General features: G+C 69.4%; 22 protein-coding genes. 7 read left to right on the plus strand and 15 right to left on the minus strand.

The window, feature by feature from the left end:
- Positions 1–64: 64 nt before the first annotated feature.
- Positions 65–859 carry an exodeoxyribonuclease III gene (locus FHP25_RS23180; RefSeq protein ID WP_147849351.1) on the minus strand — a complete coding sequence of 265 codons (795 nt, stop codon included), beginning with the start codon at positions 857–859 and terminating at the stop codon, positions 65–67.
- Between the two features lie 196 nt (positions 860–1,055).
- On the opposite strand from FHP25_RS23180, the gene FHP25_RS23185 reads away from it, so the two are divergent.
- Entirely contained in the window at positions 1,056–2,519 is a 1,464-nt protein-coding gene (locus FHP25_RS23185; protein ID WP_147849352.1) for an FAD-dependent oxidoreductase, read from the plus strand.
- Between the two features lie 49 nt (positions 2,520–2,568).
- On the opposite strand, the gene erpA is transcribed toward FHP25_RS23185, so the two are convergent.
- Complete coding sequence (erpA, locus tag FHP25_RS23190; protein WP_147849353.1) at positions 2,569–2,925, minus strand: iron-sulfur cluster insertion protein ErpA; 357 nt, start codon at positions 2,923–2,925, stop codon at positions 2,569–2,571.
- Positions 2,926–3,112: 187 nt separating this feature from the next.
- On the opposite strand from erpA, the gene FHP25_RS23195 reads away from it, so the two are divergent.
- Positions 3,113–3,871 (plus strand): SapC family protein, encoded by a 759-nt coding sequence (locus FHP25_RS23195; protein WP_231712442.1) that lies wholly within the window; start codon positions 3,113–3,115, stop codon positions 3,869–3,871.
- A gap of 109 nt (positions 3,872–3,980) precedes the next feature.
- Here FHP25_RS23195 and FHP25_RS23200 read toward each other — a convergent pair whose 3' ends face one another.
- The 3 genes from FHP25_RS23200 to FHP25_RS23210 form a co-directional block, all read right to left on the minus strand.
- A complete protein-coding gene (locus FHP25_RS23200; protein WP_147849354.1) occupies positions 3,981–6,839 on the minus strand; it encodes a FecR domain-containing protein in 2,859 nt (952 codons plus the stop codon).
- A gap of 28 nt (positions 6,840–6,867) precedes the next feature.
- Positions 6,868–8,154 (minus strand): tetratricopeptide repeat protein, encoded by a 1,287-nt coding sequence (locus FHP25_RS23205; protein ID WP_147849355.1) that lies wholly within the window; start codon positions 8,152–8,154, stop codon positions 6,868–6,870.
- Between the two features lie 359 nt (positions 8,155–8,513).
- On the minus strand, positions 8,514–9,440 hold the full coding sequence (locus FHP25_RS23210; protein WP_178133727.1) for a DMT family transporter: 927 nt from the start codon (positions 9,438–9,440) through the stop codon (positions 8,514–8,516).
- Positions 9,441–9,724: 284 nt separating this feature from the next.
- On the opposite strand from FHP25_RS23210, the gene FHP25_RS23215 reads away from it, so the two are divergent.
- Positions 9,725–11,989 (plus strand): CHASE2 domain-containing protein, encoded by a 2,265-nt coding sequence (locus tag FHP25_RS23215; protein WP_178133728.1) that lies wholly within the window; start codon positions 9,725–9,727, stop codon positions 11,987–11,989.
- A complete protein-coding gene (locus FHP25_RS23220; RefSeq protein WP_147849358.1) occupies positions 11,989–12,912 on the plus strand; it encodes a glutamate cyclase domain-containing protein in 924 nt (307 codons plus the stop codon). Before FHP25_RS23215 ends, FHP25_RS23220 begins: the two co-directional genes overlap by 1 nt.
- Before the next feature lie 174 nt (positions 12,913–13,086).
- On the opposite strand, the gene FHP25_RS23225 is transcribed toward FHP25_RS23220, so the two are convergent.
- The gene (locus FHP25_RS23225) at positions 13,087–13,806 is read right to left on the minus strand and encodes a glutathione S-transferase family protein (protein ID WP_147849359.1); all 720 of its coding nucleotides are present in this window, start codon (positions 13,804–13,806) and stop codon (positions 13,087–13,089) included.
- Between the two features lie 102 nt (positions 13,807–13,908).
- Between FHP25_RS23225 and FHP25_RS23230 the strand changes: the two genes are divergently transcribed.
- Both FHP25_RS23230 and FHP25_RS23235 read left to right on the plus strand, forming a co-directional pair.
- Complete coding sequence (locus FHP25_RS23230; protein ID WP_147849360.1) at positions 13,909–14,265, plus strand: winged helix-turn-helix transcriptional regulator; 357 nt, start codon at positions 13,909–13,911, stop codon at positions 14,263–14,265.
- Positions 14,266–14,355: 90 nt separating this feature from the next.
- Positions 14,356–15,543, plus strand: coding sequence for an acyl-CoA dehydrogenase family protein (locus FHP25_RS23235; RefSeq protein WP_147849361.1), 1,188 nt, complete (start codon positions 14,356–14,358; stop codon positions 15,541–15,543).
- A gap of 114 nt (positions 15,544–15,657) precedes the next feature.
- Here FHP25_RS23235 and FHP25_RS23240 read toward each other — a convergent pair whose 3' ends face one another.
- The 6 genes from FHP25_RS23240 to FHP25_RS23265 form a co-directional block, all read right to left on the minus strand.
- Complete coding sequence (locus FHP25_RS23240) at positions 15,658–16,095, minus strand: CHRD domain-containing protein (RefSeq protein WP_147849362.1); 438 nt, start codon at positions 16,093–16,095, stop codon at positions 15,658–15,660.
- Between the two features lie 175 nt (positions 16,096–16,270).
- The gene (locus tag FHP25_RS23245) at positions 16,271–17,041 is read right to left on the minus strand and encodes an ABC transporter ATP-binding protein (protein WP_147849363.1); all 771 of its coding nucleotides are present in this window, start codon (positions 17,039–17,041) and stop codon (positions 16,271–16,273) included.
- Between the two features lies 1 nt (position 17,042).
- Positions 17,043–17,870, minus strand: a complete 828-nt coding sequence (locus FHP25_RS23250) for an ABC transporter permease (protein ID WP_147849364.1) — start codon at positions 17,868–17,870, stop codon at positions 17,043–17,045.
- Entirely contained in the window at positions 17,867–18,841 is a 975-nt protein-coding gene (locus tag FHP25_RS23255) for an aliphatic sulfonate ABC transporter substrate-binding protein (protein ID WP_218578533.1), read from the minus strand. Before FHP25_RS23255 ends, FHP25_RS23250 begins: the two co-directional genes overlap by 4 nt.
- Positions 18,842–18,974: 133 nt before the next feature.
- Complete coding sequence (locus FHP25_RS23260) at positions 18,975–19,793, minus strand: methyltransferase domain-containing protein (RefSeq protein WP_147849365.1); 819 nt, start codon at positions 19,791–19,793, stop codon at positions 18,975–18,977.
- A 197-nt stretch (positions 19,794–19,990) separates the two neighbouring features.
- Positions 19,991–20,626 carry a TetR/AcrR family transcriptional regulator gene (locus FHP25_RS23265; RefSeq protein WP_178133729.1) on the minus strand — a complete coding sequence of 212 codons (636 nt, stop codon included), beginning with the start codon at positions 20,624–20,626 and terminating at the stop codon, positions 19,991–19,993.
- Positions 20,627–20,713: 87 nt separating this feature from the next.
- Between FHP25_RS23265 and FHP25_RS23270 the strand changes: the two genes are divergently transcribed.
- On the plus strand, positions 20,714–21,106 hold the full coding sequence (locus tag FHP25_RS23270; protein WP_147849367.1) for a nuclear transport factor 2 family protein: 393 nt from the start codon (positions 20,714–20,716) through the stop codon (positions 21,104–21,106).
- A gap of 149 nt (positions 21,107–21,255) precedes the next feature.
- Here the strand turns inward: FHP25_RS23270 and FHP25_RS23275 are convergent, their stop codons facing one another.
- From FHP25_RS23275 to cls, 3 genes are all read right to left on the minus strand, one after another.
- Positions 21,256–21,912, minus strand: coding sequence for an exopolysaccharide biosynthesis protein (locus tag FHP25_RS23275; RefSeq protein WP_147849368.1), 657 nt, complete (start codon positions 21,910–21,912; stop codon positions 21,256–21,258).
- A 79-nt stretch (positions 21,913–21,991) separates the two neighbouring features.
- Complete coding sequence (locus tag FHP25_RS23280) at positions 21,992–22,798, minus strand: endonuclease/exonuclease/phosphatase family protein (protein ID WP_147849369.1); 807 nt, start codon at positions 22,796–22,798, stop codon at positions 21,992–21,994.
- Positions 22,799–24,244, minus strand: coding sequence for a cardiolipin synthase (cls, locus tag FHP25_RS23285; protein WP_218578534.1), 1,446 nt, complete (start codon positions 24,242–24,244; stop codon positions 22,799–22,801). It abuts the gene before it with no gap.
- Positions 24,245–24,428: the final 184 nt, after the last annotated feature.

The following is a 24,428-nucleotide window of genomic DNA, read 5'->3' on the forward strand; positions in this document are numbered from 1 at the left end:
CACGCGCGCACCGGCGCGAAAGCGCCGGATCATGAGCGCGCGTGGACGCGCGCGGTCCGAAAGGCTACCCGGCCACCGCCGCGTCGAGCTCGACCCATACCGGCACGTGGTCCGACGGCTCCGGCCGGCCGCGCTCGGCCCGGTCGATGCCGCAGGCCTTCAGGCGATCGGTGGCCTGTGGCGAGAGCAGCAGGTGGTCGATGCGCAGGCCGTTGTTCTTGGGCCAGGCGCCGGCCTGGTAGTCCCAGAAGCTGTAGGCCTGCACGCCCGGGTGCAGGGCGCGGAAAGCGTCGGTGTAGCCGAGGTTGAGGATGGCGCGCAGCGCCTGGCGCGACTCCGGCCGGCACAGCGCGTCGTTGGCCCAGGCGATGGGATCGTAGACGTCCTTGTCGGTGGGGCAGACGTTGTAGTCGCCGGCCAGCACCACCAGCGCCTCGCTGTCGAGCAGCTCGTGGGCACGCTGGTGCAGCCGCCGCATGAAGGCGAGCTTGTAGGGAAACTTCTCAGTACCGACCGGATTGCCATTGGGCAGGTAGATCGACGCCACGTGCAAGGGCCCGGCGCTGGTCGCGAAGCGCGCCTCGACATAGCGCGCCTGGACATCGCCGTCATCGCCGGGCAGGGCCCGGTTGATGACCTCGGGCTGGGTGCGCGACACCAGCGCCACGCCGTTCCAGCTCTTCTGGCCGACGACGGCGCAGCAATAGCCCGCCGCCTCGACCTCCAGGCGCGGGAACTGGTCGTCCTGGCACTTGATCTCCTGCAGCAGCAGCACGTCCGGCTGGGCCCGCTTGAGCCAGTCCGTGAGGTTGCCGGTGCGCCGGCGCACCGAGTTGATGTTCCAGGTCGCGATCTTCATGGCCGCACCATCGCAAGTCTGCGATGCGAAGGGAAGGTTTACGGGTGCGGCCGGAGCGGTATCATTGTCCACGCACCGTCATCCCGAGCGCAGCGAGGGATCTCCCGGAAAGGAGAACGCGTTCTTGCAAGCGGGAGATCCCTCGCTGCGCTCGGGATACGGTCTGTGCGTTCAAAATGACGCTGGGGCGTGTTCCATGGCCGAAGGGCGCTTGTTCTTCACGTCGGAGATATTCGAAGGCGGCCGCCGTCGCCGGCGCGTGGCCCGGCCACAAAAGACCTGGGTCGAGCCCTCGCGCACCCTGCCGGTGTTCGCCGAGTGCGACGTGCTGGTGGTGGGCGGCGGGCCGGCCGGCACGGCCGCCGCGGTGAGCGCCGCGCGGCTGGGCGCCGATGTCGTGCTGCTGGAGCGCTACAACCATCTCGGCGGTCTGTCGACCGGCGGGCTGGTGTTCTGGATCGATCGCATGACCGACTGGGATGGCAAGCCGGTGATCCGCGGCTTCGCCGAGGAGGTCTTCGACCGCCTGCCCAAGGAGTATGTCTGTGGCCCGGCGCGCGCCGACTGGGGCTCGCGCGATGCCGCCACCGCCGCCTACTGGTCGCTGCGCGCCGCAGCCTTCCACGGCATCGTCACGTGGTCGCCCATGGTCTGCCCGGAGCGCCTGAAGCTGGTGTCGCTCGACATGGTCGAGGAGGCCGGCGCGCGGCTGGCGCTGCACGGCTGGGCCTCGGTGCCGGTCGTCGAGGACGGCGCCGTGAAGGGCGTCGTCTTCGAAAGCAAGGAGGGGCGGCAGGCGATCCTCGCCAAGGTCACGGTCGACGCCACGGGCGACGGTGACATCTTCCATCGCGCCGGTGTGCCGTCGGAGAACGACATCGAGAAGAACGACATCCACCACTGCATGAACACGGCCTGGATATGGGCCGGCGTCGACATGAAGCGGTGGATGGATTTCCGGACCTCGGATCCCGACGGCTACAGCGCCTTCATGGCGCTGGGCCGCGAGAAGGTGCGGCACTTCGAGCGGCCCTTCACCTCGTGGCGCGATGACGTGGCGCTGTTCATGGGGCCGCGCCAGTCGGGCTTCGATGCGCTGAACGTCGATGACCTCACCGAGGTCGAGACGCTGTGCCGGCGTCTGATGTGGCAGCACCTGGAGGTGTTCCGCGCCCACGCGCCGGGCTTCGCCAACGCCTATCCCGTGCAGAGCGCGCCGCAGATGGGCGTGCGCCACACGCGGCGCATGGTCGGTGTCGAGAAGGTCGTGCGCGCGCAATGGGATGACGGCACGCCGCTGTCGAGCGAGGTCGGCGTCAGCCCCTCGCTGTCACCCAGGTTCCGCAATATCTCGGTGCCCTATGGCGCGCTGCTGCCGCGCGCCGTCGACGGGCTGCTGGCCCCCGGCCGGCACCTGTCGTGCGATGCCACCTCGCATTCCTTCATGCGCGAAATCCCGCAATGCTGGCTCACCGGCCACGCCGCCGGGGCCGCCGCGGCGCTGGCCGCGTCCGTCGGCGTGGCGCCGCGCGCGCTGGACGTCACGGTGCTCCAGAGTGCCCTCCAGAAGCAGGGCGCTTACGTGCGGCCGTCTGCTTCTTCGGACCGCGCGCGTCCACGCGCGCAATCGCCCGCAGCGGAGCGCAAGGCGATATCCTGACTGTCGGCGCTTGCGCGCCAATGCGGGCGTGGACGCCCGCGATCCGACATCACACGCTGAACGAGTTGCCGCAGCCGCACGAGCTGCTGGCGTTGGGATTCTTGATCTGGAACGAGGCGCCGACCATCTCGGTGACGTAGTCGATCTGGCTGCCCTTGAGCAGCTCCAGCGAGGCGCTGTCGATCAGCACCCGGGCGCCGTCCTTCTCGATCACGACGTCGTCGTCGCCCGTGTTGGTGTCGAAATCGAACATGTACTGGAAGCCCGAGCAGCCGCCGCCGTTGACCGCCACGCGCAGCTTGGCTTCGGCGGACTCGCGCGACAGCAGGAAGGCGATGCGCTTGGCGGCGCTGTCGCTCAGCGTCACCTGGGCATCGACCGGGACATCGATGAAGGCATCCGGCATGGCTCGAACCTTGTCTGGCGGGCCGCGTCCGGCCCTTCTCGTGCCTAATGTGGTGCTGCCGGCGGGACTGTCAACCAAATGCAGGTCCAAGTCGGTCGGACGCCACCGAAAACAATGGCTCCGCGCCGGTTCGGATTATAAAATTGCATGACTGGTCATTAGCCACACTAAAAGCGGGGATTTTGTCGTGTCCACACCTGTCAGCCAGACGCCGGCCCCGCCCATGCCATTGTTCTACACCCAGCCGGCACCGGTCGACGCCAATCGGCACAGGGGCAAGTCGCTGCGCGACAATCCCGGCTTCGGCTTCTCGGTGCGCACCAATTCCGTGCCGGTGAGCGGCGCCGAGTTCGCGCTGGCGCAGCGCCACTACCCGATCGTGTTCTCGGGTCAGGACGGGGCCGTGCCGGTGGCGGTGCTGGGGCTGCGGGCTGACGAGAACCTGTTCGTGCGCCGCGACGGCACCTGGGAGCCCAACCTCTACATTCCGGCCTATGTGCGCCGCTATCCGTTCGTCTTCATCGAGGCGGCGGGCGGCCAGCTCATCCTGGCGATCGACGAGGGCGGCGGCTTCGTCGTCGACGGCGGCAAGCTGCCGCTGTTCGATGCCGAGAACAAGCCCACCAACCTGGTCAACAGCGCGCTGCAATTCTGCGCCGCCTATCAGAACAACCACAAGGCGACGGCCGAGTATGTCGCGGCCCTGCAGGCCAACGACGTGCTGGTCGACAACCAGGCGCAGGCCACGATCGCCGGCACCGAGCGCCTGTCGCTGGCCGGCTTCAAGGTGGTCGACGAGGCCCGGTTCAACAAGCTGCCGGCCGCCACCCTGGAAGCCTGGCGGGAGAAGGGCTGGCTGGCCTGGACCTACGCCCACCTGCTGTCGTTCGGCTGCTGGAACGCGCTCGCCAACCTCGCCGCCGAGCGCAAGAAGGCGGCGGCATAACCCGATACACACTGTCATCCCGAGCGTAGCGAGGGATCTCCCCCGAATGACGCACTCGTGCGCCCGTCCGCAGGAGATCCCTCGCTGCGCTCGGGATGACAGGATCTCCCTACCGCTTGCCAGCGAAGATGCCGGTGGCGCGGTAGGCGGCGCCGTTGATCGCGAAGCTGCCGGCCTGGTAGGCGACCGGGTCGGTCGGGCTGCGGAAGAAGGAGCCGTTCAGCGCGCCGCTGCGGCCACCGCCGGTGACCGTGGCGACGAAGTCCCGCGGCGTCCGTGGCGCGGCGGAGGGGCCGGTGTAGTCGGTGCCGTCGAAGCTGGTGATCGCCACCGAGCCCGAGCGGGTGCCGAAGTTCCAGGCCTGGCGGTAGCCGCCGGCTGCAACGTAGCGGTCGTTGCCGTTGGTGACGTTGCCGATGATGTGGCCGCTGTAGGAGGCGGTGCCGTAGACCGGGATCTGCGCCACGCTCGCGAGCTCGCCGGCGACCCAGGTTCCCAGGTGCATGCGGTCGCGCTGGCCAGCGCGCGGGCCGCTGTCGTAGCGCACATCGCCGGCCCAATATCCCCACGACAGGTATTGGCAGTCGCAGAAGCTCACGCCGCTGGGCAGGAGGTTCTGCACCGGCACGCTGGACTGGGTCACGGCGAACACCCGCGCATCGGCGGGATTGCCGTGGCCGTAGGTGGCGCCGACCGTGGCGCTCTGCGCCATCGCGAAATTGGCGTCGTCGATGAAAGCCGAGCGTGACCGGTTGGGCCCCGAGAGGCCGCCGAGCGCCAGGGTCAGGTCGGGATGGTGGTGATGATGGCCGGCACGCTTCAGCCGCAGCGTCGCCTCGACGCGGTTGCTGGACGCGTCGGTGGTGATGCCGACATCGGTCGGGCGCCTGTTGCGCAGGCTGTATTCGGAGATGTTGCCTGACGCGTCGACCGTCTCGACATTGGCGCCGGCATAGCCGTTCATCGGGCGCGTGGTCCGCCGGCTGCCGAGCCCGTCGGGCACCGCCGCCGGCACCGCGAGCGCGAGCGGATAGTAGCTGTCGGTCGAGCTCAGGTTGTCCAGCGGCTGCCGCAGGGCCGCCTGCTGCGTGCGCGTGCTGTCGTTGATGCCGTTGGTCACCAGGCTGTCGGGGCCGAGCACCATGTATTCGGCGTGCGGGCCGTAGATCGCGGTCCCGGTCTGGGTTTCCATCGTCGAGGCCGCCGACGCGAAGCGCACGGTGTGGTCGCTGGCCGCGGCGCGCAGCGAGCCGCTGAACAGGCCGGACAGCGCGATCGCGTCAGGCTTGGTGTAGTCGGTGATGTAGGTCGCCAGCATCAGCCCGATGTAAGAGGACTGCGCGCTGCCCTGGCCCACGATCCCGAGCGAGGCCTGCATCGCCACCGCACGCTGGTTGGGATCGGGCGCGCTGGCGATCAGCGGCACGTGCGCGTTGGGCGAGTAGACCGACAGCAGCGGCGAGTTGAAGGCCGAGAGGATGGCGGGCCGCAGCGCGTCCTGCGGCGGCACGAAGGCGGTCGGCGAGGTCAGGGTTGCCGACTGGACGCCGACCAGGACATGGGCGCCGAACCCGGAGATCGGCAGGCCGTCGCTGGCCGTGGGCGTGCCGCCGAACACGCCGCTGAGCTTGTCCGGGGCGTTGTTGGGCACGAAGACATAGGCGAAGAAATCACCACCGACCGATGTCAGCCCCAGGCCGGTCAGCGGCCCGAAGCTCGAGCTGGTGTTGCCGGCGGTGAGCGTCACGGCCGCGCCGGGACTCCAGGGCAGGGTGAACGCGGCGCCGCTCTGGGTGGTGAGCGCCAGCGTCGTGCCGCCGACCACCGAAGCGCTGATCAGCGCCGCGTTGTTGGCCGGATCGCGCGGCGCGGCCAGCGTGGCGTTGTTGAACTGGGTGTAGGGCCGGTCGGCGATGTAGCGCCCCTGGCCCGGGATCAACACCACGCTGGGTGGTGCTGGCGGCGGTGGCGGTGCCGGCGGCGAGGGCGGCTGCGCCTGTGGCGGCTGGGGCTGGGGCGTCGTCGGCTGGGGCTGGGGCTGGGGTTGCGGTGCCGGTGGCTGCGGCGCGGCCTGCTGCACCGGCTCGGGCGGCGGCGGTTGCTGCGACGGTCCGGTCGGGCCGGGCGGTGCCGGCAGGAGGAAGGATTGCCCCGACCGGCTGTTGGCATCGGCGCTGGCCGTGTTGGTCAGCTGCGCCATCGTGGTGGCGGACGCCGTGCCGTTGGCCGTGGTCGCGGGCGCGATGGCGCCGGGGGCCAAGGCGGAGTTCACGCCGCTCACGCCGGATTGCGCCAGCCCCTGCTCGATGCTGGACGGTGCCGGCGTGCCCGCGGCCGACGCTGGCCGCGACGCTTCCAGGGCGCCGTTGGGCGCCGCCAGCTCGGTGCGCAGCGCCAGGCGCGGCTCGCCCGGCCGCCGTCCGGTCGCGATCTCGATGATCGACCCGGGGCGGCGCGCGACCTCCTCGCCGTTGGCGTTGGTGACCCGCATGCGCTCGCCGAACAGGAAGAACGCCTTCACGGCCGTCGGCACCGAGGCGTCGATCACGCTGATGCCGCCGCGGATGCCGATCGTGGCGGCGGGCGTCTTGACCACGGCTTCCGACGACTTGGTGATGTTGCCGCCGACCAGGCGGAACACGCCCTTGGTGACGGTGACCGCGATGTCGCCCGCCTTCTTGTCCGGGTCGTAGACGTAGCGGTCGATCACGATCTGGCTGCTGGGCCCGATGGTGAGCGCCGTGCCGTCGTTGAACAGCAGGTGGGCCCGGTCGTTGGCCGACGTGCGGATCGCTTCGTTGGCGACGACGTCGGTGCCGACGCGCAGGATGCGGTCCTGCTGCGCCGGCGGCGTGCCGATCGGCTCGCCTGCTGCCGAGCTGGTGACGCCGACCTTGGACTGCGCGCCGACACCGTGCAGCGCCAGCATGGTGGCGCACAACAGCCCAGGAACGGAGGTCATCCTCATGATGTCTCTCCCTGCCGCCCGAGGCGGCTCAGAACCGCCATGTCATGCCGACCATGGCGATGTAGTTGACGTAGGCGAAGTTGGGCAGCGTCGATGAGCGCGAGTTGCGGGCGCCCTGCACGACCACCGCGAGGCGCTCGGCGACCGGTATCTGCAGCGTCGCCGACAGGCGCCACTCGCGGTCGCGCCGCGTCGTGTTCGGATCGATGGTCGGGTCCGGCTCGGCATAGTTGTCCCACAGGCGCGCCGCGGAGAGCGCCAGCGAGATCTGGTCATCGGGCGCCCACGAGGGCCGTCCCATCGTCGCGATCAGGCCCACGCCCAGCAGCCATTCGTTGTAGGTCTCGAACGGCTTGTTGGCATCGAAGCGGCCGATGCCGGCGGTGGCGCCCAGCGACAGCCACGGCAGCACCTGCCAGTCGGCCGACAGCCGCCCGAACTTCTCCCAGCCGGTGCGGAAATCGTTGAACGGCCGCGTCGCGCTGTTGTGGTAGTCGCGCCGCCGCAGCTCGGCGACGAAGCCGGCCGACACGCTGGCCCATTTCTTGTCGATGTTGACGCCCAGGCCGGGCGCCACATATTCCGTCGACGAGCCCAGGATCACATAGTCGAATGCGGCATAGGGCCGGATGCTGACCTGCGGCAGCGCCGAGGGCAGCAGCCACAGGCGCGGGCCGCTCGACAGGCTGGCATAGAGCAGGTTGACGTCGGTGGCCTTGAACTGCCGCGCGACATAGAGCGTCCCCTGGGTGTCGAGCGCCTCGCCGCCCTGCGTGCCGAAATCCCACAGATGCTGGAAGGTGCCGATGATGAAGGCGTTCCAGTCCTTCCTGGACGTCGATTGCCGGTCGAGCTGCGCGTCGATGCCGCCGAAGCGGACGGTGCCGCCGGTGGGCGCGGCGTTGGCGTTCGACTGGTAGCGGAAGCCCCACAGCAGGCTGCCCGAGAATTTGTGCGGATTGATCTGGCGGTCGATCTCGGCCAGGAAGGCCTCGGCCCGCGTCCGCACCGTCGGCGGCACGTCCGGCAGGGCGAGTACGTCCGTCACGTAGCGGCGCGCCACCTGGTACGAGCCCAGCCGGTAGTAGAGCACGCCGAGCTCCAGACGCACGCGCGGCAGGTTGGGCGCGATGATCAGCATGCGCTCCAGCGCGGCAACGGCGCCCTCCAGGTCGCCGACCTTGATCGCCAGCTCGACGAAGGCGAACGCCTTCTGGAGGTCGCCCGGATCGGTGATCATCGCCTTGAAAGCGGCATCATAGGCGGCACGGTCGGACGGCGCCGGCTGTGCCTGCGCGGTCGATCCAAGCGGCACGCCGCATGTCAGGCACAGGGACAGGAGTCCTGCCCGCAGCCACGTTGATCCACGCAACTCACCCCCCGTGACTTGCGTTCTGCAAACTCCCCGGCCTCGTTACGACACACGATCCCCTGTGCCGCAGCATCGCCGCTGCGGCTGCGCGCATGCACGTGACGAAGCATTCAAATTGTCAAACGAACGACGTGGAGGCCACGGAACTGAAACGCGTACGCCATCGGCACACGCTCACCGCCGGCCCACCTTCCCATCGGCAGTGTCGCACGCTGGGATGGCCGCGCCCCACACGGCCATCACATAGGAAACTTTATAGGATAATTCATGCCGGCGCAACCGAGCCGCCCGATCCGCGAGCGTCAGGCGCCTGCAATGCGCTCGCGTGCCCGCACCCGCTCGCGATGCAGGATGTAAAGCCCCGAGCCGATGATCAGCGGCAGGCCGCCCCATAGCCACGGTGTCGGTATCTCGCGCCAGAACAGCCAGCCGTAGCCCAGCGCGAAGACGATCGAGATGTAGTCGAACGGCGCCAGCACCGCGGCCGGCGCCAGCCGCCAGGCACGCGTCACCAGGATCTGGCCCAGCCCGCCGATCACGCCCAGCGCCAGCATCCAGAGCCAGTCGATAGCGGTGGGCCACACCCAAAGCGTGCCCAGCGGCTCGCCGGCCACGGCGTTGGTGACGATGATCAGCCCGCTGACGCCGATCGCCGCCAGCGAATAGATGGTGATCGTGGTCTGGTCGCTGTCCGTGCGGCTCAGCCGGCGCACGCAGATCATCGACAGCGCATAGCACAGGGTGGCGGCGAGCACCGCCAGCGACAGCGGGTGGAAGGCGGCCGAGCCCGGCTGGACGATGATCAGCACGCCGGCGAAGCCGACGCCGACCGCGCTCCAGCGCCGCCAGCCGACGCGCTCGCCCAGCAGCGGCACGCCCAGCGCCGTCATGAAGAGCGGTGCGGCGAAGGAGATCGCGTAGAGCTCCGCCAGCGGCATCAGCGGGAAGAGGTAGAAGAAGCCGTACAGCGACAGCAGCGATGCCGCCACGCGCACCGACTGCAGCAGCGGCTGCCGTGTCGCCAGGGTCTGCCAGCCGCCTGCCGCCTGGATCAGCCAGAGCTGCGGCAGCAGGCCGAACAGGCTGCGGCAGAACATCACCTGCAGGGTCGGGTAGTGTGCATCGAGCCCCTTCACCATGGCGTCCATGGTGGAGAGGAGCGCGATCGCCATGATCTTGTTGTAGATGCCGCCGACGGGATCGATCAGCGACATGGCAGGAAGGCGCAACGCAACATCGCACGCGGAAATAGCATTGCGCCGCGGTGGTGTCATCCGAACAGACATGGGATGATCGCAGCAGGCGTCGCGGCGCGCGACGGGCAGGGCGATCGCATAAGGCCCTTCTGTCATCCCGAGCGCCAGCGAGGGATCTCCCGCAGCAGGACGCACGGTGCGCTGTTCGCGGGAGATCCCTCTTCTGAGCCTGTCGAAGGGGCGCTCGGGATGACAGGAGTGGCGGCCGCGCGACCTTGCGCCATATGCGCTCGCCCTGGCGCGACGGGGAGCGCTCGATGAGGCTGGCGCTGGCAAGGCGGTGGAGCAGGCGGCTGCCGGTCGTGGCGCCGCTGCTGATCCTGGTCGCCGCCTTGGCGCTGCGCGTGGCCGATCCGCCCGGCGTCGCCCGCCTGCGCGACTTCGCCTTCGATACCTTCCAGCGGCTGCAACCGCGCAGCTACGACCCGCAATGGAACGTGCGCATCGTCGATATCGACGAGGCGTCGCTGGCGGCTTACGGCCAGTGGCCATGGCCGCGCGACCGCATCGCCAGGCTGGTCGACAAGCTCACCGAGCAGGGCGCCGCCGTGATCGCCTTCGACGTGCTGTTCGCCGAGCCCGACGCCTCGTCGTGGCGCCGCCGGGTGCGCGAGCTGATCGCGTATGTCGATCCCGAGACGGTGCAGCGCATCGCCAACGCGGTGCAGGACAACGACCAGCTGCTGGCCGACGCCTTCGCGCACTCGACCGTGGTCACGGCCTACGCCTTCGACGTCGCCACGCGCGCGAGCCGGCCGCCGGCGCTGCGCCACGGCTATGCCATCAGCGGCGAGGATCCGCAGCGCTTCATCGGCCGCTATGCCAGCGTCGTCACGACGCTGCCGCTGCTGGAGGCCGGCGCCAAGGGCAATGGCGGCATCACGCCCGACTACGACATCACGGTCATCCGGCGCGTGCCGCTGCTGCTGCGGCTGCAGGACCAGCCGCATGTCTATCCGGCGCTGGCGATGGAAGCGGTGCGCACGGCGCTGGGCGCTTCGACCTACATCGTGCGCGGCGCCACCTCGGGCGGCGACCTGCCGTGGCTGGCGCGCGTGATCGCCCCGTTCGAGGAGGGGGTGCAGTCGGTGCGGGTCGGCGACAAGGTCGTGCCCACCGACCGCAACGCCAACCTGCTGCTCTACGACAGCGGCCACCAGCCGCAGCGATTCATTTCAGCCAAGGACGTGCTGGAGGACCGCGTCCCCAGGGACAAGGTCGAGGGCAGCATCATCTTCATCGGCACCAGCGCGGCCGGCCTCAAGGACATCCGCAACACGCCGGTCGATACCGCCATCCCCGGCGTCGAGATCCACGCCCAGGCGGTCGAGCAGATCTTCACGGACGTCTATCTCTGGCGGCCTTTCTTCGCCGGCTTCCTGGAGGGCGGCTTCCTGCTCGCCGTCGGCTTGCTGTTCGTGTTCCTGATGCCGCGCCTGTCGGCCGGCTGGGAGGCGGTGCTGGCGGTGGCCGGCGTGGCCGCCGGGCTGGCCGTGCCCTGGATCCTGTTCGCCGGCGAGCGCATGCTGGTCGATCCGATCTATCCGCCGGCCACGCTGGCCCTGATGTACGCCGCCAGCTCGGCATCGAGCTTCATGCTGACCGAGCGCGAGCGGGCCCAGATCCGCGGCGCCTTCGGCCTCTACCTGTCGCCGGATGTGGTCGAGGAGCTGGCGCGCAGCCCCGAGCGCCTGCAGCTGGGCGGCGAGGAGCGGGCGCTGACGGTGATGTTCACCGACGTGCGCGGCTTCACCACCATCGCAGAGCAGTTCGACCCGCAGGGCCTGACGCGGTTCATGAACCGCTTCCTGACGCCGATGACCAACATCATCCTGGCCGAGCGCGGCACGATCGACAAATACATGGGCGATGCCATCATGGCGTTCTGGAACGCGCCGCTGGACGTGCCCGACCACGCCGCGCGCGCCTGCCGCACGGCGCTGGCCATGCAGGCGCGGCTCAAGGCGCTGAACGTCGAGTGGCGCGAGCAGGCGCACGCCGAGGGCCGCAACCATATCGCGGTGACCATCGGCATCGGCCTGAACACCGGCCGCGCCTCGGTCGGCAATTTCGGATCGGATCAGCGCTTCACCTATTCGGTGCTGGGCGACGACGTCAACCTCGCCGCCCGCCTCGAAGGCCAGTGCAAGGCCTACGGCGTGGCGGTCATCGTCGGCGAGGACACGCGGGTCCAGGCGCCGGGCTTCGCCTATGTCGAGCTCGATCTCATCAAGGTGAAGGGCAAGACCGAGCCGGAGCGCATCTTCGCGCTGGTCGGCGACGCCGGGCTGCGCGAGTCTGCGGGGTTCGGGGCGCTGCTGGCGGCGCACGCGGCCTTCCTGGCCGAGTATCGCGCCGGGCGCTTCGCCGAGGCCCGCCGGCTGGCGTCGGCGGCGAAGGCGCAAGCCGAACTGGCCGGCTGGTCCGGCACGTACTATGACCGCATGCGCAAGCGGCTGAAGGTGATCATCGCCGATCCGCCGGCGGTCTGGGACGGTGTCTACGAGGCCAAGGAGAAGTGATGCAGCGAGGGGATATCGACGCGCGGCTGGCCGCCATCGAAGCGGCCGTCTGCCGCGAGGTCGGGCGCGGCGCGGCGCCGCTGATGGCAGCCACGCAGGGCCAGCTCGCGCGCGCCGCGCAGGCGATCGCCGCCGCCGAGCAGCCTGTCATCGGCATCATCACCGGCTTCTTCGTGCCGACGCTGGAGCCGCCGATGGCCGAGACTGACGGCCCGGTGGGCGCGGCGCATCTCGCGGTGGGCTTCGCGCGCAGCGGCTGGCGCGTGCGGCTGGCCACCGATTCGCCTTGCGCCGGCGCGTTGACGGCGGCGATGCAGGGCAGCGGCGAGCCCTTCGGCCCGCACATCGCGCTCGACGTGGTCGATGCCGACGACGCGCCGCGCGCGATCGCTGCCGTGGCCGAGCGCTGGCGCGCGGCGGGCGTGACCCACGCCATCGCCATCGAGCGCTGCGGCCGGGCCGCCGACGGCCGCAGCTACACGATGCGCGGCATCGATGTGTCGGCAGCCGCGGCGCCGCTGGACGATCTGTTCACGGCCGGCGCCTGGGTCCGTATCGCGATCGGCGACGGCGGCAACGAGGTCGGCATGGGCAGCCTGCCGCGCGACCTGATCGGGCGTTCGGTGCCCAACGGCGAGAAGATCGCCTGCGTGACGCCGGCCGATCATTTGATGGTTTGCGGCGTTTCCAACTGGGGCGCCTATGCCCTGCTGTCGGCGCTGTCATTGCTGCTTCCGGCCAAGGCGGCGAGCCTGCTGGCGACGCTGACGCCGGAAGCCGACTTGCGCATCCTGGAGACCCTGGTGCGCGACGGCCCGTCGGCCGATCCGGTCGCCGGCGTGCGCGCCGCCTCGGTCGACGGCTTCGCGCATCCCGTGCACGCCGCCGTCATCGAAGCCGTCCTCGCCGCCACCCGCGGCTGAGGGGGCTCATCTCTGCGGGAGTCAGCGCATGCGCATGCCCTGCCGTCATCCCGAGCGCAGCGAGGGATCTCCCGCGAATAGCGCACCGTGTGCCTTGCCGCAGGAGAGCCCTCGCTGGCGCTCGGGATGACAACGAGGTCATATGCAATCATCCCGCTCCCGCGGGGAGAGGTGTCAGCGCGACGGTCGTGGCGTGCCGAAGCGCTCGATCACCTCGGCCAGCTTCACGTGGCCCTTGAAGGCGCCGCTGCCTGCAGGCGCCTCGCCGGCCTCGATCGCCTGTGCGAAGCGCACGTCAGGCTCGGCCTCGATGCGCCGCCGCAGCGCTGCCAGCCGCGGGTAGGACGCCGTGTCGACGGCGTTGTGGAACTCCGCCCAGCGCGCCACGCCGACCAGCACGGTGTCGGCCAGCGTCAGCCTGTCGCCGGCCAGGAACGGCGTGTCGCCGATCAGGGCTTCGAGCCGGTCGTGGCGGTTGGCGACCGATCGGCGTCCGAAGGCGCGCAGGGTCTCCTGCACGGCCGGGTCGGGCGCCTTCATTTCCAGGGCCGCCCACAGGGGACTGAAGGCGCCGGTGAAGCCGGTGTTCAGGAAGGCCATGAGCTGATGCATGCGGTCGGCCTGCGGGCTGCCGGGCGCGAAGCTGATGCGCCGAGCCGTGTCGCGCATCTCCAGCCACAGGGCGATGGCCATGGTCTCGGTCAGCACGCGTCCGTCATCGGTGATCAGCACCGGTGTCTCGCGGCGATCGTTGATGCGGCCATAGCCGTCCGTCGCCATGTCGGCCAGCATGTCGACGCGGCTCAGCCGATAGGGTTGGCCCAGCCGCTCCAGCGCAGCGACGAGCCCCATCGAGCTTCCCAGCGGGAAGCCGTAGAGAAGGATCGGTTCCATGTCTCTTCCGTGGCGTTGAGGGATCGTGCTGCGCAGCGCGCTGGACTCTATGCGCCGCGGCTCCCATGTAAATTACGCACATTTCTGTAACCAGGCCGGTCCATGAAAGACGTCGTTTCGCGCTGCCCGATCGAGCAGGTCATGCGGGTGCTCAGCGGTCGCTGGCCGACGCTGCTGCTCTACTATCTGAAGGACGGGACGAAGCGCTTCAGCGATCTGCGGCGCGACAATCCCACGGTGTCGCACCGCATCCTCTCCCTGGAGCTGCGCAAGCTGGAAGCGGCGGGCATCGTGCAGCGCACCGTCCACCCCGGCTACCCGCTGCGGGTCGACTATGACCTCACCGCGCGCGGCCGCCGGCTGGTGCCGCTGGTCGACGCGCTGGGCGCCTGGTGGGAGAGCGAGGCAGCGGCCCGGCGCCCGGATGTGTCTGGCGCGCGCCGGCGTTCCGCTGCGTGACGGCCTCTTGGCTGCCCTGTTGAAAACCGGCTCGTCATGCCCTGTCGCGTCTGGTAACGGGCTTTTGCCTGTGATTTTTAGGAACGCCCAATGGCCGCGACCGCCGTCCCCAGCGATCACCCCTATGCCCGCTCCCATCCCGAGATCCGTGATGCGGTCCGGCAGCTCTGCAGCAAGTTCGACGGCGCCTACTGGCGCAAGCTCGACCGCGAGCGGGCCTATCCCACCGACTTCGTGCGGGCGCTCACCGAAGCCGGCTGGCTGTCAATCCTGATTCCGGAGGAGTACGGTGGCGCCGGCCTGGGCATTTCGGCCGCGGCCGCCGTGCTGGAGGAGATCCACGCCGCCGGCTGCAACGCCGCCGCCTGCCATGCCCAGATGTACACCATGGGCACGGTGCTGCGGCACGGCAGCGCGGCGCAGAAGCAGCGCTACCTGCCGAAGATCGCGACCGGCGAGCTGCGCCTGCAGGCGTTCGGCGTCACCGAGCCCACCAGCGGCACCGACACGCTGAGCCTGCGCACCCAGGCGGTGAAGAAGGACAACAGCCGCTACATCGTGAACGGCCAGAAGATCTGGACCAGCCGCGCCGAGCATTCCGACCTGATGCTGCTGCTGGCGCGCACGACGCCGCGCGACCAGGTGAAGAAGCGCACCGACGGGCTGTCGGTGTTCCTGGTCGACATGCGCGCGGCGCTGGGCAAGGGCCTCACGATCCGCCCCATCCGCACCATGATGAATCACAACAGCACCGAAGTGTTCTTCGACAACATGGAGGTGCCGGCGGAGAACCTGATCGGCGAGGAGGGGCAGGGCTTCCGCTACATCCTCTCGGGCATGAACGCCGAGCGCATCCTGATCGCCGCCGAGTCGCTGGGCGATGGCCGCTGGTTCATCGAGAAGGCGACCGAGTACGCCAAGCAGCGCAACCTGTTCGGCCGGCCGATCGGCCAGAACCAGGGCGTGCAGTATCCGATCGCGCGCGCCTATATCGCCGTGCAGGCCGCCGAGCTCATGGTGCGCAAGGCGGCGAGCCTGTACGAAAGCGGCATCAATTGCGGCGAGGAAGCCAACGTCGCCAAGCTGCTGGCCTCGGAGGCGTCGTGGCAGGCGGCCGACATGTGCGTGCAGACGCATGGCGGCTTCGGCTTCGCCGAGGAGTTCGATGTCGAGCGCAAGTTCCGCGAGGCGCGCCTCTACACCGTGGCGCCGATCTCGACCAACATGGTGCTGAACTTCGTCGCCGAGCACGTGCTGGATCTGCCGCGATCGTACTGAGCGCGGACCAGTCCGTCATCCCGAGCGCAGCGACGGATCTCCTGCGGGAAGACGCACAGTCCGCTATCCGCGAGAGATCCCTCGCTTGCGCTCCGGATGACGCAAGCACGCTCCCTACTTCCCGATCTGGCCGCGGATCTCGCCGCCGGGGTGGGCGGCGGTGTGGATGTTGACGTACATCCGTCCGGCCACCAGGTCGGCCGCTTGCGCCTCGGTCAGCGTGGCCGATCCGGTGATCGGCGACGCCGGCTTGGCGAACGGGATGGCGACGCCGGCGTTGGCGTTCGCTGCGGCGGGCCCGTGGATATGGCCGGCCGTCGCCGGTCCCGTGAGGCCGGAATAGCTGATGTTCCAAGTCAGCTTCTTGGTTCCGCTGTCGTAGTCGAACGTTGCCTGCCCCTGACCCTTGCTGGTGTTGGGCGGGACTTCCGACGTGCCGGCCAGCGTGGCCTTCATCTTCATCATCTCGGCGTGCGCCGCCGAAGCACCACCTGTCAGCGCGAGCGCGACGAGGAATGTGATCGCGAGTCCGGATCGACGGTTGTCGAACATGGCATGTTCCTCCTGCGTGACGATGCTTCATCGTTGAAGATGCGCATCGTGACAGCAGAAAGAAGAGCCATGCTCGAAGGGGGCGGCAAATCACGATGCCGGGACTGATCTTACGATTCGAAAGCGACGCGCATTGTCGCAACGATGTTACCGACAGGACTGTTCGGTGCGGCGCTCAGATCGCCGCGGTGGGAAACGCCTCTTCTCCCGGCCGCCATGTGTTGGCGCGGCCGAGATCGGCCAGCAGCTGACGCTTGGCGCGATCGAAGGTGCCGGACTGGCGGTCGCGTGGCCGCGGCGTGTCGAGCTGCATCACGCCGGCGATGCGGCCGGGATGGGCCCGCATCACCATCACCCGGTCGGCCAGGACCAGGGCCTCCTCGACATCATGCGTGACCAGGACCAGGGTCGGCCGTGTGTCGGCCCACAGGTCCAGCAGATGGTCCTGCAGGTCGACACGGGTGAAGGCGTCGAGCGCCGAGAACGGCTCGTCGAGCAGCAGCACGCGGGGCCGCGTCACCAGGGCGCGCGCCAGCGCCACGCGCTGCGCCTGGCCGCCCGACAGCTCGCGCGGCCAGCGTTCGCCGTAGTCGGCAAGGCCGACCCGCGCCAGCGCCGCATCGACCCGGGCGGCGCGCTCGGCAGGCGGCAGCGCCGTCAGGCCGAAGCCGACATTGCGCGCCACCGTCAGCCACGGCAGCAGGCGCGGCTCCTGGAACACCAGGCCGACGGCTTCGTGGGGGCTGGCGATCGCCTGGCCGTCGACGCGGATCGTGCCCCTGGTCGGAACGTCGAGGCCCGCCACCAGCCGCAGCAGGGTGCTCTTGCCGCAGCCGGAACCGCCGACAATGGCCAGGATCTCGCCGGCATCGACCGACAGCGAGATGTCGGCCAGGGCGCGGGTGCCGTTGGCGTAGCTCTTGGAGACGGCGTGCAGCTCGAGCATCTCAGGACCTGACCGCGACGTCCTGCCAGCGCAGCAAGGGCGTGGTCAGCGCCACCAGGATGGCGTCGGTGGCCTTGCCCAGCACCGCGAAGACGACGATGGCGGCGATGATTTGCGCCGGCTTGCCCAGCTGCTGGCCGTCGACCAGCAGATAGCCCAGCCCTTCGGACGCGCCCATGAACTCGGCCGCGACCACGAACATCCAGCCCAGGCCGAGGCCCGACCGCAGGGCGATGACGTAGTGCGGCAGCACGGCGGGCAGCATGATGCGCCGCACCAGGGCCGGCCCGGACAGGCGGAAGACCCGGCCGACCTCGATGATCTTGCGGTCGATCGACAGGATGGCGCCCAGCGTGCCGAGATAGACGGGGAAGGCGACGCCGACCGCGATCAGCGCGACCTTGGAGGCCTCGAAGATGCCGAGCCACAGGATGAACAGCGGCACCCAGGCGATCGAGGGGATGGCGCGCAGGCCTTGCAGCGTCGGGTCCAGCAGCGCGCGCGCCAGGCCGGAGGCGCCGGCCAGAGCGCCCAGCAGCGTCCCGGCCAGCACGCCCAGCGCGAAGCCGGCGACGACCCGCGCGACCGTCGCCTGGATGTGCAGCCACAGATCGCCGCTGCTCGCCAGCTCGGCCAATGTCTGCAGGATGCGGCTGGGCGGCGGCATCAGGCGGCCCTCGGCGAGGCCGCCGCGCACGGCCGCTTCCCACAGCAGCGCGCCGCCGACCGGCAGCACGAAGCCCAGCAGCAGCCGCCAGGGGATCGGCCGCGCCGCCGGCGCGGCGGGCGCGCCGAGGTCGGTGGCATCCGATGTCTGTGAGACGCTCATTGTCCGGGCGGCAGGAACCGGCTGTCGAGCAGGCCGTCGACCTGCGCCGTGACGTCGACGCCGGCGCCGACCACCCCGGCCTGCTGCAATGCTAGGCCCGCGGCCAGGATGCTGTCGCGCTGCGGCTTGCCGATGGGCCCGTAGGTGAGGCCGTTGCGCTCGAGCTGCCGCGCGATGACGTTGTCGGGCAGCTTGGTGGCCGCGACCAGGATGGCGGCAAGCTCCTTGGGGTTGTCGACGGCCCAGCGGCGCCCCTTTTCGTAGGCTGCCAGGATCCGGCCGACGATCTCGGGGTGCTGGACCGCGAACGCCTCGCGCACGTTCAGGATGCCCCAGGTGTTGGCATCGGGATTGCGGAAGAACAGGACGGCGCCGTCCTCGATCTCGGCCGACGCCATCATCGGATCGAGGCCGGCCCAGGCATCGACATCCTTGCGCTGCAGGGCCAGCCGGCCGTCGGCGTGCTGCAGCAGCACCAGCTTCACGTCCTTCTCGGACAGGCCTGCATTGGCCAGCGCGCGCACCAGGAAGATATGCGGGTCGGTGCCGCGGGTGACGGCAACACGCCGGCCCTTGAGGTCGGCGGGGGATTTGATGCCGGTGTCGGGCCGCGTGACCAGCGCAGTCCACTCGGGCCGCGAGTAGACATAGACGGACTTGATCCGGTTGCCATTGATGCGGCCGATCAGGGCTGCGGCGCCCGCGGTCGATCCGAAGTCCACCGAGCCCGCATTGAGGAATTCCAGCGCCTTGTTGGAGCCGGCGGACTGCACCCAGCGGATGGCGATGCCGTCCTTGGCAAAGGCATCCTCCAGGATCCGCTTGTCCTTGAGAACCAGCGACACCGGGTTGTAGGTCGCCCAGTCGATGGAGATCGCCTTCGGCGGCGCCGCGGCGGCGGCGCGCAGCGGCAGCACCGAGAGGCCGGCGATGGCCATCAAGTGGCGTCGGGCGAGCGTGGGTGCGGGCATTGGATCTCCATGGAGCAGGCAGCGTGGTTCGCGGCCACATCTAGGGGATCGCGTCGCCCGGCGGGCGTTAGTTTTTCTAAGCAGCCTTGTTAGAGGGACTAACTTGCGCGCGCCGGGTCGTGGATCGCCGGCGCTAGCCTTTCCAGGCCACCACTTCGGTGTGCGAGAAGCAGAACAGGGCATCCGGATCGCGGCCCCAGTCGCGCCAGCCGGCAGCCATGGCCTCCAGGTCGGCGCGCGACGCCAGGCCGTATTCCACGGCCTTGTCGGCGATGTTGGAGTGCAGCGTGCGCTCGGCGTAGGTGTCGGCCCACTCCCGTGTCGCGTCGGCATCCGCGTACGACACCGTCGAGGTCGTGACACGTGTCGTCGAGAAGCCGGCCTCGCGGAACCAGTGCCGCAGGTGCCGGCCGGCGTCGGGCTCGCCGCCGTTGCGCTGCGCCAGCGCGTAGTAGAGCGCGAGGAAGCGCCGGATGCCCGGGCTCTCTGGATAGAAGGTGGTGCTGCCCCAGTCGACGTCGCGCATCCCGGCCACGCCGCCGGGCTTGAGCAGGCGCCTGATCTGGCGCAGGGCATCGACAGGGCGCGCCAGGTGCTGCAGCACCTGGTGCGCGAAGACCGCATCGAAGCTGTCGGCGGCGAAGGCCGGCTCATAGATGTTGCCGACCTCGAACGACAGGGCAGGTGATGTGGTGCCGGCGGCCTGTCGTGCCGCCTCGATCGCCTGTGGCGAGGCATCGATGCCGATCGTGGAGCCGGGGGCGACGCGCCTGGCCAGGCCGAGCGTGATCGTGCCCGGCCCGCACCCGACGTCGAGCAGGCGCATGCCCGGCTTCAGCAACGGCAGGAAGAACACGGCGACGGCTTCGGCGGTGCGCTTGGCGTGGTTGCTGAGGACCGAGGCATGGTGCCCATGCTGGTACACTTCCGGGGCTGGTCCAGGGCTTGCCATGACGACCTCCGTTTCGAAAATCAAGACCGTCATCCCGAGCGCCCCTTCGACAGGCTCAGGAGTGGGATCTCCCGCGAATGGCGCACCCTGCGTCTTCCGCCGGAGATCCCACTCCTGAGCCTGTCGAAGGGGCGCTCGGGATGACGGTACTGAAAGACGCGAATACCGTAGGCCCTCCGGCGGATGGATGAAAGGCGCTACCGTGCCTTGCGCTGCGGCGGACGTGGCTTCGGCGCGCCCAGCAGCTTGTCGATCAGCTCCTGCAGCGCCGCGCGGCCGAGCCGCGCCGCCTCGGCCGGGTTTTCGGCGCGGGCGATGACCAGCGCCGTCTCCAGCAGCGCCGCCAGCAGGATATGGGCGTAGATGTCCACCAGGTCCGGGCGCAGCCGGCCGCCGTCGGCGGCCGCCTGCAGCGATCCCTTTAGCAGGCCGAAGCCGAAGCGGGCATCGATGTCGCGCCATTTCTGCCAGCCCAGCACGGCCGGGGCATCGATCAGCACGATCTGCCGGATCGCCGGATCGCGGCTGAGGTCGAGGAAGGCCTCGCCGCCGACCCGCATCGCCTCGACCCGGTCGGCGATGCCGCGTGAGGCGTCGATCGTGGCTTGCGCGATCCGCGCCTCCATCGCCTCGAGCACGGCCGTGAACAGCGCCTCCTTGCTGGCGAAGTGGTGATAGAGCGCGCCGCGGCTGACTCCCGATCTCGCCAGCACCGTCTCGATCGACGTCGCCTCGTATCCCGCCGTGGAGAACAGCAGGGTGGCGGTCTGCACGATCTGCGCACGCGTCGCCTGGCCCCTGGCGGCCTTCTTGTCCGTCGCCCGCTTATCCACCGGCACGCCCTTCAACATTGACAGACCGTCAGTCGGTTTGTATCAGATTCCCGACCGGCAGTCTGGAATCCTTCAGGGAGAAAAGCCATGCCTGCAGCCGAAGCGCGCCCAAGGGCCGCCGTTCCCGCATCGGATCTCGACATCCTGCTGGCTCTCAATCGGGACTACATCCGGTCGGTGCAGACCTCGGATGTCGGGCGCTTCGAGGAGATCCTGGCCGACGATTTCTACTGCTCCAACCCGGACGGCTCGCTGATCGACCGTGCCGCGTTCCTGAAGCAGACGGCGCAGCCCGTGCGCATCACGGGGCTGGAGGCGCTGGATGTGATGGTGCGCATCATGGGTGATTTCGCGATCATCCACGCCCGCACCCGCTACACGCTGCCCGACGGCAAGCCCGGTGGCGGACGCTACACCGACGTCTGGGCCCGCCGCGACGGCAGCTGGCTCGCCGTCTCCGCCCACGTGACACGCAACTGAATCCCCTCTCCCGCATGCGGGAGAGGGAGGGGCCCATCGTGCGCCAGCACGATGGGAGGGTGAGGGACCAGGGATGAGGCACCTCGTCTGCAGGCCCTCACCCGGCGCTACGCGCCGACCTCGCCTGCAAGCGGGAGAGGTGATACCACTCACCCGAACAGCGCCTCCTTGATCTGGCGCGCGAAGCCGGGCAGCAGGGCCATCACCTCGCTGTAGAAGAACAGCAGCAGCGCCGTCCATACCAGGGTGGCGAGCGTCATCGCCCAGCCTGCCATCGCCATCACGCCGTCGCGCTCCAGCAGGGCCAGGGCGAAGAACATCACGGCCCAGGCCGGCAGCAGGTTGTCGAACGGGATCGGCAGCGCCAGAACCACGGCGTTCAGCAGCATCGCCAGCGACAGCCAGACTCCGGCGGCGCCCGTGGTCCAGCCCGAGCACCGCGGGTGGACGGCATTCTCCAGCCGCAAGATCCAGCGCCGGGCGCGCGCCAGGAAGTCCTGCAGCCGGCCGCGCTGGATCGACTTGCCGGCGACGAACGCCGGCAGCGTCGGCGACTCGTAGCCCATCAGCATCTGGCCGAGCAGGATCACGATCGGGATGCCGGTTATGGTCGACAGCCACGGGATGCCCGTCGGGATGCAGTTGGCGATATCGAAGACGATCACCACCAGCGGGTAGGCGCGTCCCTTCATGTCGTCCATCAGGCGGGCGATGGTCACGGGCGCCTCGCGCGGCCCGGCAAAGAGCTGCGCCAGCAGGTCGACCAGCGATTCGCGATCGGCGGCAGGAATGTCGTGCGGCATCATGGGCAGGCTATTGGCTGGCGGATCGCCGTTCCAGCGGCCGCGGTCCGGAAGGAAGATCGGCTCGAGCCGGCGGCAGGGCTCAATCGGTCAGCGATACCTCGCCCACCAGCGGCAGATGGTCGGAGGCCCATTTCGCCGGCGAATCGCGGTGGCGCGCCAGGCGCACCAGCCGGTCGTTGGGGATGGTCCAGATGCGGTCCAGCGACATGATCGGCTGGAACGAGGGGAAGGTGCGGATGCGCGGCAGCAGCGCTGGCGCGCCCACCGTGCGCAGGCGACGGCGCTCGGCGCCGAAGATGTTGAAGTCGCCCAGCAGCACCGTGATCTCCTCGCGGTGAAGCTTCAGGGCCGCCGCCAGGCGCACCAGCTGCTCGGCGCGCTCGCGCCGGAACAGCCCCAGATGGGCCGCGATGAAGCGCATGCGCCGGCCCCGCACGCGCACCGTGCAGTCGATGGCGCCGCGCTCCTCGAACGGGGCGACGCTGAGGTCCAGCAGCCGCGTCTCAAGGATCTCGCCGCGCACGAACAGCGCGTTGCCGAACTTGAAGCGGGTGCGGCGGAAGGTGGTGCCGAAGACGGCAGCCATCGGCCGCAGGTGCTCCTCGAACAGGTGGAACTGATCGTCCGTGGTCGAGTAGGCGCGCACCTCCTGCAAGGCCACGACGTCGGCATCGATGCGCCGCACGATGTCCAGGATGCGGTGTGGATCGTACTTGCGGTCGGCGCCGATGCAGGAATGGACATTGTAGGTCAGCACGCGGCCGAGCGCGGCCGGCGGCGTGCGTGCCGCCAACCTTTCGCTGACCACCTCGTCGATCGGCCGCGATGGGTCGATATCGGCCATCGGCATAGGCAGGGAGGCGGCGTCGGGCTCGTCGCGGCGCATCTACAGCACCGGCGCCAGCAGGCGGGCGCCCTGCACCGCCACACGGAAGGCCAGCGAGCGCGACGCCAGCGCGTCGGCGCCGACCTTGCGGCTTTCCTGGAAGTCGCGCAGCAGCATGTCGGCCACCTCCTGGTTGAAGCGGGCATCGAGGAAAACCAGTGTAATCTCGAAATTGAGCCGGAACGAGCGATTGTCGAAGTTGGCGGTGCCCACCGTCGCCAGCCGGTCGTCGAAGACGCAGGTCTTCTGGTGCAGGACGCCGGCCTCGTAGAGATAGACTTTCACGCCCGCCCGGGTCATGTCGGGCAGGAAGGAGAGGCTTGCCAGCCAGGTCGTGCGGTGGTCGGGCTTGCCCGGTATCAGCACGCGCACATCGACGCCGCGGAAGGCCGCGAGCTGCAGCGCCGCCACGATATGCGAATCGGGCACGAAGTAGGGGTTGGCGATCCATATCCGCTGCCGCGCGGCGGCGATCATCTGGCCGAAGGCAAGCCCGCAGGTCTCCAGGACGTCGGCCGGGCCGGTCGGCAGCACCAGCACCGGCAGGCCGTCGGGGGCAGCCTGATAGGCCTGCCAGTCGAGCGTCAGCATCTCGCCGGTCGCCCAGTGCCAATCCTCCATGAAGCTCAGCTGGCAGCCCTGAACCGACGGGCCGGTCACGCGCACATGCGTGTCGCGCCACGGGCTGAGCGTCGGGTGGCGGCCCAGGTACTCGTCGCCGACATTGAGGCCGCCGACCCAGGCGGTGTGCCCGTCGACGACGACGATCTTGCGGTGGTTGCGGTAGTTGATCCGGGAGTGGCGTGCGAACCAGCTCTTGGACTCGTTGAAGGCGCTGACGGTGACACCGCCGCGGCGCAGCTCCTCGACATAGCTGCTCGGCATGTCCTCGCAGCCGATCTCGTCATAGAGCACAAAGACCGCGACACCCTCCCGCGCCCGCTCGATCAGGGCTTTCTTGAGGTGCGTGCCGACGCCGTCGCAGTGGATGGTGTAGAACTGGATCAGCACGTAGCGGCGGGAAGCGGCGATGCCGGCGAAGATCGACTGGAAGGTCTGCTCGCCGTCGATCAGCAGCTGCGCCGTGTTGCCGCGCGTGAACGGCAGCTCGGCCAGGCGCTCCAGCGCCAGCAGCTCGCGCGGGGCGGTGTCCGGGTCGAGCGCCCGCTCCGAGTCGCGCAGCGGCCGCACGCTGCGCATGAGGTCGTTGAGGCGGCCGTTGCGCGTGCGGCGGGCCCGCACGTAGCCGTGGAACTTGCCGTGGCCGAACACGGCATAGAGCGGCAGGGCGATGTAGGGCAGCAGCACCAGCGCGACCATCCACGCCACGGTCCCTTGTGCCGTGCGGCCGAACATCAGGGCGCGCATGGCCACGGCCAGCCCGGCCAGGTGCAGCAGCCCCAGCGCCACGGCCAGCCAGGATATCGATGCGGTCGTCTCGCCCACGCCCGTCCTCTACACCACCCTCCCGCCATGCGCCGCCAGATAAACGCCGCATCACCGAAGGCGTTCCCAGGCGCCGGGCTTGGTCAGCACGGCGCTCCCGCCTCGATCCGCGAAACAGCCTGCCTTTGCGCCGCTCGAAGGCATTGGCTATCAATGCCGGCATCGATCAACGACAGGAGATGAT

Origin of the sequence: Vineibacter terrae, assembly GCF_008039615.1 — a bacterium.
Taxonomy (GTDB): Bacteria; Pseudomonadota; Alphaproteobacteria; order Reyranellales; family Reyranellaceae; genus Vineibacter; species Vineibacter terrae.